Consider the following 12,588-nt stretch of genomic DNA (forward strand, 5'->3'; position numbering starts at 1 on the left):
AGGGGCCTATAGCTCAGGTGGTTAGAGCGCTTTACTGATAATGAAGAGGTCGGAGGTTCAAGTCCTCCTAGGCCCACTCCCATGTGCCGAAGAAGGGTTGCTGGAATGAAGGTTTTCCTGCTTGTCGGGGCCGGAATTCTGGTAGCTCTCGGGGTCACCAAGCTGATCAAAAGTCAGCGCGGAGACAAGGTTTGGCACGATTTGGAAACAGGATAGAACCTAGGTACTCTGACTCCGGTCAGAAAACCGAACGGGGCCTTAGCTCAGTTGGTAGAGCGCTGCCTTTGCAAGGCAGATGTCAGGAGTTCGAATCTCCTAGGCTCCACAGTAAGAAAACACCCTCCCGGGATCCGGGAGGGTGTTTTTGTATGCCGATGTACCCGATCTCTGCTCGCCCCGGCCGGTGCCCGGCTTGTGTGGTTCCACCCCACCCGTTTTTGAGCGAACGGCACTTTCGGCGCACTGGAGGCGATGAACATGCCGTTCGCTCGGAGTGGGGTGGCCAGAACCGCGCCCACTATGGACCGTTCGTCCCGAATTCTCCGGAAAGTCTAGTGGTCATAACCAGCCGGGCGTAGCGTGAGGAGAACCCAATTTCAGGAGGTTCGTAGTGCTTCACAACGACATTCCCAGCCACGGTGAAATTGCCGCACTCGCGGAGGTGGAGGGGCCCACCTGCATCACCATCGTTACTCCGACTGAAGATGCGCCGCAGGATTACGACAAAGCGCGCATAGCCTTCAAGGACCAGGTCCGCTCGGCACTCGCATCGGTGGAGGATCCGGCCGAGCGCAAGCAGTTCGAGGCCGAATACGCAGAGCTCGACGACGACGACGATTTCTGGCGCTTCCAGTCGCGCTCATTGGTCACGTACGCGACGCCGGACCGTCTGGTGACCTTCCGCCTCCCCAACCGTCTGCAGGCGCTCGAAACGGTCAGCGATCGGTTTCATCTCAAGCCACTGCTCCGTTCGGTGACGTTCCCCCAGACGGCGTTTGTTCTCGCTCTGGCAGAGGGTTCGGTGCGACTGATCGAGATCGCCGCCGATCAACCGGCCGACGAGGTTCGTGTTCAGGGAATGCCGAAGAACGCTGCGGATCACGCGGGCAAGTCGTCGATCAACAGCCGTACCGAAGCGGGTCGGCTCTCGGGTTCGGACAGCCGAAAGCTGCGCGTCAATCAGTACGCCCGCGCAGTCGATCACGAGGTCCGCGGTGTGCTCGCCGGCCGTGACGTCCCCTTGATTCTGGCCGCTGCGGAACCCATCGCGTCGGTGTATCGCTCCGTGAATTCGTACCGCCACCTGGTCGACAAAACCGTCGAGGGAAACCCCGAAGCCTTGTCGACGCAGGAAGTGGCGGACGGTTCGCGTCCGGCGCTCGACGACTTCCATGCCGAGCAGCTGGCGGCGGTGCGGGACACCTTCAATGTGCGCACGGAACAAGGTCGCACTCAAACCGACGTCGCCGACGTGGCAACAGCCGCGACGTACGGACAGGTCGACACCGTTTTCATCGACATAGATTCCGTCGTACCCGGAAGTCTCGATCCCCAGACGGGCGCTCTCACGACCGGTGAGTCGACCAACGGAAGCACCTACGGGGTCGTCGACGAGATCGCTCGTCGTGCGCTCCTGACGGGTGCGCGGGTGCTCGCTGTTCGCGCGGAGGACATTCCGGGCGGCGGCGCAGTTGCCGCGATTTTGCGCTTCGCCCCGTAAACAGACTGGACGCGTGTGCGCCTCGTGACCTGATTCGGGCACGGGGCGCATACGATTCCGGCATGAAACGTGTGTGGGAACGGCTGCGCCTCTACTGCAAGACGCTGCACCCGGTCGGGCTTGCCTTTGCTCTGGTCTTCTTCACCTGGTCGATGAGTCCGTCCCTGTTGCCGCGCGCGTGGTACCTGCAGGGCGTTGCGACGGGCATCTCGCTCGCCATGGGATACGGCGTCGGCGTGACGGTCGCCTGGATGATCCGCAAGTGCGGCGTCGAACCGCAGTGGTCGGATCGCACCAAGAAGATCGGCTGGCGAATCCTGTTGGTCGCGGCCGTCATTCTTGTGCCGACGTTCTTGGTCCTCGGTTCGTGGTGGCAGCAGATCGTTCGCGATCTCGTGGAAGCTCCACGCACCAATCAAGCGAATTATCTTCTGGTGCTGATGATTTCGCTCGGAATCTGGTTCATCCTGCTCGAGGCAGGCCGTGGTCTTCGGTTCACCACCAACAAGCTCACCGCCGTCGCACTACGGTTCGTTCCCCTCGAGGCGGCGAAGGTCGGCAGCTTGATCGTCATCTTCGCCCTCGGCATCTTCATCGTGAACGGTGCGCTGTACAACGGGCTGATCGCCTTCGCGAACTGGAGTTTCTCCGGTGCGGATCACGAAACACCGGACGGCATCGAACAGCCCATGATTGCAGAGCGGAGCGGTTCGCCGATGTCCGCCGAGGCTTGGGATTCTCTCGGCCAGGAGGGTCGCACCTTCATGGGTAGCGGTCCCACTGCAGCCGAGATCTCTGCATTGACCGGACGTGAAGCGAAGCAACCGATCCGGGTGTATGCCGGACGTGAATCCTCGGACTCGATCAACGGTGTCGCACAGCGGGTCGTCGACGAGTTGGAGCGCACCGGCGGATTCGACCGCGGAACTCTCGCAGTTGTCACGACCACCGGTCGCGGTTGGGTGAACGAGGACGTCGCGTCGGCGTTCGAGTACGTCGAGGGTGGGGACACGGCGATCGCGTCGATGCAGTACTCGTTCCTTCCGAGTCCGTTGGCCTTCATCGCCGACCGTGAGACGCCGATGATCGCCGGCCGCGCGCTGTTCAACGCGGTCTACGCCAAGTGGATCGACTTGCCCGTGGAGACGCGACCCGAACTGGTTGTCTTCGGTGAGAGCCTCGGCTCCTACGGTGGCCAGGCCGCATTCGCCGGCGCCCAGGACATGATGACGCGCGTCGACGGCGCACTGTGGGTCGGAACCCCCAACTTCACTGCTCAGTGGCAGGAAATCACGGACAGTCGTGACTCGGGCTCACCGGAGATTCTGCCGGTGATCGACGGTGGCCAGGCAATTCGGTTTGCCGGTGATCCGGAAGATCTGGAGCTGAAGTCGGACTGGGACGACGATCGCATCGTGTACTGGCAGCACGCCAGCGACCCGATCACGTGGTGGTCCTTCGACCTGCTGCTCAACAAGCCGGATTGGCTCAAGGAACCGCTGGGTCGCGACGTGGATCCGGGAATGACATGGGTTCCTCTCGTGACCTTCTGGCAGGTAACCCTCGACATGGTCTTCTCGGCTGACGTCCCGTCCGGGCACGGTCACAATTACGGCGAGGATGCAGCGGACATGTGGGCCAAGATCCTGCACCCCGAGGCCTGGACGTCGGCTGATACCGACAAGCTTCGTGCGCTGCTGACCACCAATCTGGAGCCCACGAAGTAGTTGTAAACGGTTGTAATTCAGCCTGTTAAGGCGAAAACCTCACGAAAAGGTGTTACGTGAGGTATGTGTTACTCTGCGTTCGCTGTGTGCCAAGCCACAGCGCAAGCGAACGTGGGGAGATCGAAACGTGAAGAGCAGAGCATGGTGGGCGGCAGGGGTCTCCGTCGCGGCACTGGTCATGGGTGCTGTGACGGCCCCTGCCGCAACGGCGGAGCCGGCGGATTTCTACACGCCGCCGGTCGAGCTTCCGGCAGGTGCCAACGGAGATCTCATCAAGAGTGAGCCGTCACCACTGCTGCTGAGCGTGCCCGGATCGAACGGTGCGTGGCCGGCAACCGCCACCAAGATCATGTACCGAAGCGAGGACGCCAAGGGCGCCCCCGTTGCCGTGACGGGCACCTATCTCGAACCGTCGAACCCGTGGACCGGGCAGGGGGCGCGTCCACTGGTTGCCGCAGCGGTGGGAACGCACGGGCAGGGCGATCAATGCGCTCCGTCCAAGCTGTTCAACACCGGTATCGAGTACCAGTTCCCGACGGACGTCATGGTCGGCTACGAGTCCATCTGGGTGAACACGTTGCTGCTCAACGGCATTGCCGTCGTCGTCACCGATTACGAGGGCCTCGGAACTCCGGGCGATCACACCTACGTCAACCGTGAAGCCGAAGCGCACGCCGTTCTGGACTCGGTGCGAGCCGCTCAGCAACTCCCGAACACGAGCATTCCCGCCGACGGCCCCGTCGGACTGTGGGGTTACTCGCAAGGTGGTGGAGCTGCCGCTGCCGCAACGGAATTGAAGCCGTCGTATGCTCCTGAGCTTGATCTCAAGGGCACCTACGCAGGTGCACCGCCCGCCGATCTGGCGGCGACGCTGCAGCAGGTCGACGGCACGTTCCTCACCGGAGTGATCGGATACGCGCTCAACGGGATCCTTGCCCAGTACCCCGAGGTTCAGCCGCTGCTCGACGCCGAGATCAACGATCGCGGCCGACAGATGTTGGCCGCCACCAAGAACCAGTGCGTCGCCGAAAGTGGATTGCAGTTCGGCTTCCAGCAGTCGTCGAGCTTCACCAATTCCGGTGAATCACTCTCCGCAGTTCTGGCGCGTCTCCCCATGGCGCAGGCGATCCTCGACGAGCAGAAGATCGGCAAGCTGACGCCGGAGTCGCCCGTGCTCATTCAGCATGGCCGCTCCGATGACATCGTTCCGTTCGGCCAGGGACAGCAACTGGCGCGAGACTGGTGCGGCAAGGGTGCAACGGTGCAGTTCTCCGTCAACGAACTGCCCCCGATCATTCCGGGACTGGCAATCAATCACGCGACGCCGTACCTGGTGGGTACCCCCGAATCCATCGGATACATGATCGATCGCTTCAACAACGTCCCGGCACCGTCCAACTGCTGAATGTGAACATCGAAAAGCCCCGGAACACAATCTGTTCCGGGGCTTTTCGTATGTCGACTAAGCGGTCTTCTCGGCCGAGTTCTCCTCGAGGCGAGGGGGTGCGGAAGCGACCGGCGGATGCTCGCGTCGGCGGCTCTTGAAGAACACCGCGCCACCGATCACCGCAACACCGGCGATGACGAACACGGTGACGCGCTTGCGACCGCGAGGCTTCTCGGTGCGTTCCGTGGATTTCGTGGGGATGGCCTTTGCGCGCTCGACGCCCTTCTTGGCGAGGACTTTGCCCTGACGACCCAGGAACAACCCGACCTGCCCAGCGCCGCGAGCGACCGACGTGGCGACCACCGCAGCGATGCGGCGAGCGTTGTCGGCTGCCTCGGACTCTTTGATGCGAGCCGCTGTCTCTTCGAGGTAGGCGGCAGTCTCGTCGAAGGTGTCCTCGACGCGGGCGCGCGCGTGATCGAAGGTGTCGGGCAACTGCGTGCTGAGGGACTCGGTCACTCGTGTCATGACTTCACTGTGCCATAACAGTGAGGCGGGGACAGGGAGAGTTTTGCGGGGCGACATCCGCGAGAACGCCGGCAATGGCACGATGGTGGTGTGACTTCAACTCATCAGACCGCAACCGCAACGCTGCACACGAACCGCGGCGACATCAAGATCGCTCTGTTCGGCAACCATGCGCCGAAGACCGTCGAGAACTTCGTCGGCCTCGCCGACGGCTCGAAGGAGTACACCACCGCAAACGCCGCCGGCACCAAGACCGGCCCGTTCTACGACGGTGCCATCTTCCACCGCGTCATCGACGGCTTCATGATCCAGGGTGGCGACCCCACCGGAACCGGCACCGGCGGCCCGGGCTACAAGTTCGGTGACGAGTTCCACCCGGAACTGCAGTTCGACCGTTCCTACCTGCTGGCCATGGCCAACGCAGGCCCGGGAACCAACGGCTCGCAGTTCTTCATCACCACCGGCCCGACGCCGCACCTGAACCGTCGCCACACCATCTTCGGTGAGGTTCTCGACGACGATTCCAAGAAGGTTGTCGACGCTATCTCCTCCACCGCCGTCGATCGTGGCGATCGTCCGGTCGAGCCCGTCGTGATCAACAGCATCACCATCTCCTGAACAGGTAAAACAAGCAGATGACGAACCCCGGTTGGGGCGGCGGTGCGAGTGAGGGCATCCCGCCCCAACCGCGGTGCGTCCGCCATCCAGATCGACCCACCGCACTTTCCTGCAATCGTTGTGGACGTCCGGCGTGCCCGGACTGCCTCCGCGAGGCGGCGGTGGGATACCAATGTGTTGACTGTGTAGCTGCCGGCCAACGCGATGTCCGCCCCGTTCGGGGCGTCGCCGGAAACACCGTGAGCCCCGCCCGTGCGATCCCGATCGTGACGTACACCTTGATGGGGCTCAACGTCCTGGCGTTCCTCGCCACCTTCGCGCAGTCGCGAAGCATCATGAACAATCAGGTCGGCTCGTCGATCTTCGCGAACTGGGCACTCAATCCGGGTCTGGTCGCCAGCGGTGACTGGTTCCGGCTCATCGGCTCCGGGTTCTTGCACTTCGGCATCTTGCACCTCGCGGTCAACATGTACGCCCTCTACATCCTGGGGCGCGACACCGAAATCGTGATGGGCCGCTCCCGGTACGTCGGCATCTACCTGGTTTCGCTCCTCGGCGGTTCCGCCTCGGTGATGGCGTTCCAGCCGGTGTTCTCCTCGCTCACGGCCCTGTCCTGGACCGCTGGAGCATCGGGTGCAATCTTCGGCATCATGGGCGCACAGGCCGTCCTTCTACTGCGTTTGCGTCGAAGCCCGGTCCCGATCATCTCGGTGATCGCGATCAATGTGATCATCAGCATTTCGCTGCCCGGGATCTCGTTCTGGGGTCACGCGGGAGGTCTGGTGGCAGGTGCTGCAACGGCCGCTGCCTTCCTGTACGCCCCACAGTGGTTGGGCGCCGGTGAGAACCGCGTGAAGGCGGTGCGGATCGGCTGGATCGCTTTTGGTGCCGTCACAGTGGTGACGTTGGGAGTCATCGTGCTCCGCGTCGTCCAACTGCGCGAACAGCTGGGAATCAGCTAGCAAGAATCCTAGGGCCCAGCCGTTCTATGGATCAGCCGCCGATGATGGACTCGCAGGCGAATGTGATCTCGAAGCTCGACGTCGCCGTCGGGTTGCCCTTGTCCCGGGCGCCGATTCCCTCGCCCGTCACCACGAAGGTATTGCCGTTCTGCTTGGCACTGGCAGATCCGCCGGGCAGTCCCGGTGCGTATCCGGCGGTGTACGGCAGACCGTTCGATCCACCCTCGCTTCCGGCGATTCCAGCAGTCTGAACCGTGCCGGATTCATCGACGATGGCCGAGACGGTCAACATGCCGTAGGTGGGATTTTCCGCGTCGAGCAGTGTCATAACTGTCGTGCCGCCGTCCTTTGCGCACTTCGTCTCGAATTTGGCGTCGAGCGTCTTCCCGCCGACGGTGGCCGAGGATGTAGCGGACGAGGCGCCGGCAGCGCTCTTGTCGGAGTCGGTCTTGTCGGAGTCGCTGCCGCAGGCGGAGGCGAATAGAGCGACCGCCGCGAGGGTGGCAGCGACTGCGGTGGAGGACCGGCGGGTCATCGTGGTCCGAACCAACTTCGTCATGTTCTGTCCTTCAAGTCACGCGGTGCGTCCGCACTTGCTCTGGCTGTTTCGCCGACAACACTAGCCAGTGACTCGGTGCTCGTAGCTCTAAACCCCCAGCTCAGACGGGTTTGTCGCCTTCGACTGTTCAGGGACGTTCGTCTGGCGGCCCGGGATCATCTGCCGGATCTTTGGGAGCAATCGCACATGCAGAGACGGCTTCTGTAGAGATTGTCCACATAGGTTGGGCTCGGTCGTGCTTCTACTGTGGCTTGAGTCACTTCGTAGATAGCAACGCTGACCTTTTCCGAGGAGTACCCCTGCCATGACCTCCACCGATAGCACCACCACTGACGGTGGGGTTGCGCCGAGCGAGATCGAATCTCGCGTGGTGAAGAAGGTAGCGCGACGACTGATCCCCTTTTTGATCCTGCTCTATTTCGTGAACTATCTGGATCGTACGAACATCGCCTTCGCGAAGCTCACCATGAGCGCCGACCTCGGGATGACCGAGACGATGTTCGGCCTTGCGTCCGGTCTCTTCTTTGTCGGCTACCTGCTGTTCGAGGTGCCGAGCAACCTGGCCCTGCACCGCTTCGGCGCCCGGCTGTGGATCGCGCGGATCATGCTCACCTGGGGCATCCTTGCCGCTGCGCTGGCATTCGTGCCTAACGTGGGCAGCCTCTATTTCCTCCGCATTCTGCTGGGAATCGCCGAGGCCGGCTTCTTCCCCGGAGTTCTTCTCTACCTGACCTTCTGGTTCCCGAAGAAGTACCGCGTGCGCCTGATGGGTCTGTTCCTGCTGACGCTTCCGCTCTCGTCGGCGCTCGGTGCCCCGCTTTCGGCGGCCATCATCCAGTACGGCGACGGACTGTTCGGCCTCGCCGGATGGCGCGTGATGTACCTGATCGAGGGTCTGCCCGCCGTGATCTTGGCGTTTGTCGTCTGGTTCTACCTCACCGATCGTCCCGCCGACGCAAAGTGGTTGACCCTCGAGGAGCGCACCTGGCTGATGAAGTCGATGGCCGACGAGGAAAAAGAACTCGGCGACGCCGGTCACCAGTCGGCCGGTAAGACCCTGCGTGATCCCCGCGTCATCGGTTTCGGTCTGGTCTACTTCGGAATCACCTACGGCCTTTACGCTTTGAGCTTCTTCCTGCCCAGCATCGTCGCGGGATTCAAGCAGACGTTCGACACCGATTTCTCGCTCGTCGAGACAGGCCTGATCGTGGCCGTCCCCTACGCGATCGGCGCTGTCGCGATGGTGCTGTGGAGCCGCCATTCCGACAAGACCGGTGAACGAATGTGGCACGTTGCAGCCCCGACGCTCCTGGGCGCGGTATCCATTCCGATTGCGCTGTATCTGGATTCACCGTTCACCGTCATGATCGCGGTCTCGCTCACCGCCGTCGGCGTGCTCTGTGCGCTCCCCGTCTTCTGGTACCTGCCCACCACGTTCCTGACGGGTGCCAGCGCGGCCGCGGGCATCGCCATGATCAACTCGATCGGCAATGCGTCGGGCTTCGGTGCTCCGTACATCACCGGCTGGCTCACCGATGTAACCGGAAATGCCAAGGCAGGACTATGGGTGGTGGGCGCCGTGATGCTCTGTGCCGCAATCCTTGTGGTGGCGCTGGCAAAGCGACCGAGCAAGCCCGCTCAGATCTGACCGAGTTTCCCCGCACTGGCACGCAGCCGGATCAGGAGCGCAAGATCGAGCGCCTGGTCCGGCTGACGCCACTGTGTACCGATCAACCTGTCGATCGACTCGAGCCGTTGGTACAGGGTGTTGGCGTGAATCGCGAGCGCGGCGGCGGTCGCGGAGTGCTTGCAGTTGTGCGACAGGTACGACGCGAGGGTGTCCAATAGCGGAACGCCGCGTCGTTGCTCCTCCTCGAGGAGAGGACCGAGGGAACGCTCTGTCAGGGCTTCCAGTTCTTCGCGGCCGGTGCGGCTGAGGAGAATTCGGTAGATACCGAGTGAACTTGCCGGCTCCACGTGGGAGGCCCGCCCGAGAGTCTCGAGGACGTCGACGGTGTGCTGTGCCTCGACATAGGCTCGCGCCAGAGCTTCCGCTCCCACCGCGGGATCGGCGATTCCGACGGTCGGGTTCTCCGCCGGCTGAACCCACGCCTTCGCAACTGCTGCCGGTGACATTCCGGGAATCAGTGCGATGACTCGTGAACCATGTTCGGCAACAACGGTTCCCGAGGGGAATGTAATTTCCTCGATACTGCGACGCGCACGGTCGACGGCGTCGGCCGGGCGGGCCACCACGACGGTGTACGAGCGGTTAGGATTGAGCCCGGCCAGGCGGAACTGACCGGTGACCTCGGCTGGCGTCGGCGCAGGCCTGGTGATCAGATCGACCAGAAATGCGTCGCGTGCCCGACGGGTAGCTTCCCTGGCCGCCCGTTCGCCTACCAGCGCAAGCGCAATGGCCGGGGCTGACCTTTCGAGTGCCAATCTCATGGCGGCGGTGGGTTCCTGGCGCGAGAATAGGAACAGAACTCCGAGTTGGTCACCGGCACTGCGTACTTCGGTGGCGAACAGGAACTGCTCACCGACGATCAGCGTCACCTCCTGCTCGCGTCGGTCGGCGGCAAAGATGTCGAAGACCCGATGCACGCTCTCGCTCACCCGTTGCAGTCCCGGTGGGATCTCGGATGTTCCGGTCACGAAGAACACCGGCGAACCCGTCGACGCCGAGGTTTCCTCCACGAGTTCACGAACACCGCCGCCGCGCAGGACAACCTGAGTGAGCGAACGATCCCAAGTCAGTGTCTGTTCGAGAAGTGCTGTGCGCTCAGCAAGTTCGGTGTTCGCTGCATTCACTTCTGCAACCGTCGCGCGATAGCGTTCGAGAGAGCGGGCATTCTCGATCGCCACCGAGGCATGAGCTGCGAGGGCGGACAGCAACGCAACTTCCTCGTTGCCGAATCGACGCTCCTGACGTTTGCACGCGCACAGCGCACCCAGGATCTTGCCGTTCAAGGTCAGCGGCACGGCCAACAGGCCGCGCATGTTCTCGGCTCGCGCTGCGTCGTCGGCCGGTCCGATGTGTGCAAACGAGGGATCGTTTCGGTAGTCGGGAGACCAAGCAGGAGAGGAGTTCTCGACCACGCGACCGATGAGGCCTTCACGGAACGGAACTGTGAGGCCGAGCAGTTGCGACGTGTACGCCCCGCTCGTGACTTCGATGATCAAGATGTCGTCATGAATGAGAGCAAGGTACGAAAGGTCGACGCCGAGTAGTCGTTTGGCCTGATCCACGATCTCCTGCAGGAGGGCGTGGTGATCGTGCATCGTGGTCAGCAGTGACGCGATGTCGTTGAGTGCCCCGAGTTCGGTGGCGCGCTGTCGGCGCTGAGCCAGGAGACTTCGTAGTTGAAGTGCCGATCGGGCTTCTCGCTCGATTTCGGCGGCGGCCTCGGGGCCTGACCCAGCGGCCAACTGATCGCGGTGTTCGATCAGTTCCTCGGTGGATGCCTCGGCCAGGAGAAGCTGTAGCCAGTTCTCGTGCATCCGCGCTCCCTTGTCAGACAAACTCGTCAGACCAACTCGTCAGACCAATGATGAGTATGGAGAGAATGTCCATACAGTTTCCGGTTTCTCGGAGTAAATCTACATGGGGCGGTGTAGCGGCCGTCACTATCGTGGAGACATGACACTCCTCGAGGCGCTCGGCTCGCAGATCGATGCGGATCGACTGATCACCGACCCCGACATCATGGCGAGCTACATCCACGACGACGCCGAGTGGGCTCCCTACGAGATGCCGGTCGCAGTGGTCCGCCCGCGTACAGCCGAGCAGGTACAGACAGTTGTGCAGGCGTGCATCGCCCACGGTGCGCCCGTCGTCACGCGCGGCGCCGGAACCGGTCTGTCGGGCGGAGCCAACGCAGTCGCCGGCGGCGTCGTGATCGCCTTCGACGCGATGAACGCCATCAAGGAGATCAACACCCTCGAGCGTTTGGCCGTGGTCGAACCCGGAGTGGTCAACGATCACCTCCGCGACGCCTGCGCCGAGCACGGCCTCTGGTATCCACCCGATCCGGCGAGCGCACCCTGGTCGACGATCGGCGGCAACGTCGCGACCAATGCCGGCGGCCTGTGTTGCGTCAAGTACGGCGTCACCAAGGACTACGTGCTGGGCATGCAGGTGGTCACCGGAACCGGTGAGCTGGTTCGGCTCGGGCGTCGAACTGCCAAGGGAGTGGCTGGGTTTGATCTCTCGGCACTCATGGTCGGCTCCGAAGGCACTCTCGGGGTGATCACCGAGGTGACCGTCAAGCTTCGTCCTCAGCGCGATCCCGAACGCACCATCGTCGGATACTTCGACTCCATCGTCGCTGCGGGCAAGGCCGTCGAAGCCGTCGCCGCAGACGGTCTCACGCCGTCGGCCCTCGAGCTGATCGATCGGCAGTGCCTGCTTGCCGTCGATGCCTGGAAGAACATGGGCCTCTCGGCCGACGCCGAGGTTGTCCTGCTCGGCCGCATCGACACACCGGGCGAGATCGGCGACGCCGAAGCCGAGCGAATGTTGGCCTGCTTCAACCGCTCTGGAGCTACCTGGAGCGCGAGATCCACCGACCAGGAGGAAGCCGACGCCCTGTTCTCCGCCCGGCGTCTGGCATACCCCGCCCTCGAGCGGCTCGGCCCGGTGCTCACCGAGGACATCTGCGTCCCCAAGGCGGCGGTCCCGGAGATGTTGGCGCGCATCGAGGCCATCTCGGCCCGGCACGACACGCACATCGCGAACATCGCGCATGCGGGTGACGGCAACCTGCACCCGCTGCTGATCACGCCACACGACGACGAAGCGGCGCGGAGGCGCGCTCAGGCCGCTTTTGCCGAGATCATCGACAACGCCCTCGAGTTGGGCGGAACCGTCACCGGTGAGCACGGCGTCGGCCTACTGAAGATGGGCGGCTTGGCGCAAGAACTGTCACCGGCCGTCGTCGCGATGCATCACGCGATCAAGGGTGCACTCGACCCCCACGGAATCATGAACCCGGGCAAGGTGATCTGAAAGGCTGGCTCCGTAACCGAATCGGTTTCCGGAGTTACGCCGTCGAAATGACGAGTTCCTACGCTCGAGTTGAACC

At 62.9% G+C, this 12,588-nt stretch carries 10 protein-coding genes and 2 tRNA genes; 9 read left to right on the top strand and 3 right to left on the bottom strand.

The window, feature by feature from the left end; translation table 11 throughout:
- Window positions 1-2 precede the first annotated feature (2 nt).
- The 5 genes from BH682_RS00060 (at window position 3) to BH682_RS00080 (ending at window position 4,852) form a co-directional block, all read left to right on the top strand.
- Window positions 3-76 (top strand) — tRNA-Ile (locus BH682_RS00060).
- Window positions 77-252: 176 nt separating this feature from the next.
- Window positions 253-325, top strand: a tRNA-Ala gene (locus BH682_RS00065).
- 285 nt (window positions 326-610) lie between these two features.
- Window positions 611-1,720 (top strand): baeRF11 domain-containing protein, encoded by a 1,110-nt coding sequence (locus BH682_RS00070; RefSeq protein ID WP_054828211.1) that lies wholly within the window; start codon window positions 611-613, stop codon window positions 1,718-1,720.
- 62 nt (window positions 1,721-1,782) lie between these two features.
- Entirely contained in the window at window positions 1,783-3,447 is a 1,665-nt protein-coding gene (locus BH682_RS00075) for an alpha/beta hydrolase (protein ID WP_007729186.1), read from the top strand.
- Between the two features lie 127 nt (window positions 3,448-3,574).
- Window positions 3,575-4,852 carry a lipase family protein gene (locus tag BH682_RS00080; RefSeq protein WP_050656763.1) on the top strand — a complete coding sequence of 426 codons (1,278 nt, stop codon included), beginning with the start codon at window positions 3,575-3,577 and terminating at the stop codon, window positions 4,850-4,852.
- Between the two features lie 57 nt (window positions 4,853-4,909).
- Here BH682_RS00080 and BH682_RS00085 read toward each other — a convergent pair whose 3' ends face one another.
- Window positions 4,910-5,362 (bottom strand): hypothetical protein, encoded by a 453-nt coding sequence (locus tag BH682_RS00085; RefSeq protein WP_039973062.1) that lies wholly within the window; start codon window positions 5,360-5,362, stop codon window positions 4,910-4,912.
- 90 nt (window positions 5,363-5,452) lie between these two features.
- On the opposite strand from BH682_RS00085, the gene BH682_RS00090 reads away from it, so the two are divergent.
- Window positions 5,453-5,980, top strand: a complete 528-nt coding sequence (locus BH682_RS00090) for a peptidylprolyl isomerase (RefSeq protein ID WP_007729190.1) — start codon at window positions 5,453-5,455, stop codon at window positions 5,978-5,980.
- A 17-nt stretch (window positions 5,981-5,997) separates the two neighbouring features.
- Window positions 5,998-6,942: a rhomboid family intramembrane serine protease gene (locus BH682_RS00095; RefSeq protein ID WP_064075687.1), complete on the top strand. Its 945-nt coding sequence runs from the start codon at window positions 5,998-6,000 to the stop codon at window positions 6,940-6,942.
- A gap of 31 nt (window positions 6,943-6,973) precedes the next feature.
- On the opposite strand, the gene BH682_RS00100 is transcribed toward BH682_RS00095, so the two are convergent.
- A complete protein-coding gene (locus BH682_RS00100) occupies window positions 6,974-7,501 on the bottom strand; it encodes a lipoprotein LpqH (RefSeq protein WP_075831698.1) in 528 nt (175 codons plus the stop codon).
- Window positions 7,502-7,805: 304 nt separating this feature from the next.
- Between BH682_RS00100 and BH682_RS00105 the strand changes: the two genes are divergently transcribed.
- A complete protein-coding gene (locus tag BH682_RS00105; RefSeq protein ID WP_075831700.1) occupies window positions 7,806-9,149 on the top strand; it encodes an MFS transporter in 1,344 nt (447 codons plus the stop codon).
- Here the strand turns inward: BH682_RS00105 and BH682_RS00110 are convergent.
- Complete coding sequence (locus tag BH682_RS00110; RefSeq protein ID WP_075831702.1) at window positions 9,140-11,005, bottom strand: helix-turn-helix domain-containing protein; 1,866 nt, start codon at window positions 11,003-11,005, stop codon at window positions 9,140-9,142. The two genes, BH682_RS00105 and BH682_RS00110, sit on opposite strands and share 10 nt — an antisense overlap.
- 139 nt (window positions 11,006-11,144) lie before the next feature.
- On the opposite strand from BH682_RS00110, the gene BH682_RS00115 reads away from it, so the two are divergent.
- The gene (locus BH682_RS00115) at window positions 11,145-12,512 is read left to right on the top strand and encodes an FAD-binding oxidoreductase (protein WP_024487653.1); all 1,368 of its coding nucleotides are present in this window, start codon (window positions 11,145-11,147) and stop codon (window positions 12,510-12,512) included.
- Window positions 12,513-12,588: the final 76 nt, after the last annotated feature.

Origin of the sequence: Rhodococcus sp. YL-1, assembly GCF_001942025.1 — a bacterium.
GTDB classification, from domain to species: Bacteria; Actinomycetota; Actinomycetes; order Mycobacteriales; family Mycobacteriaceae; genus Rhodococcus_F; species Rhodococcus_F qingshengii.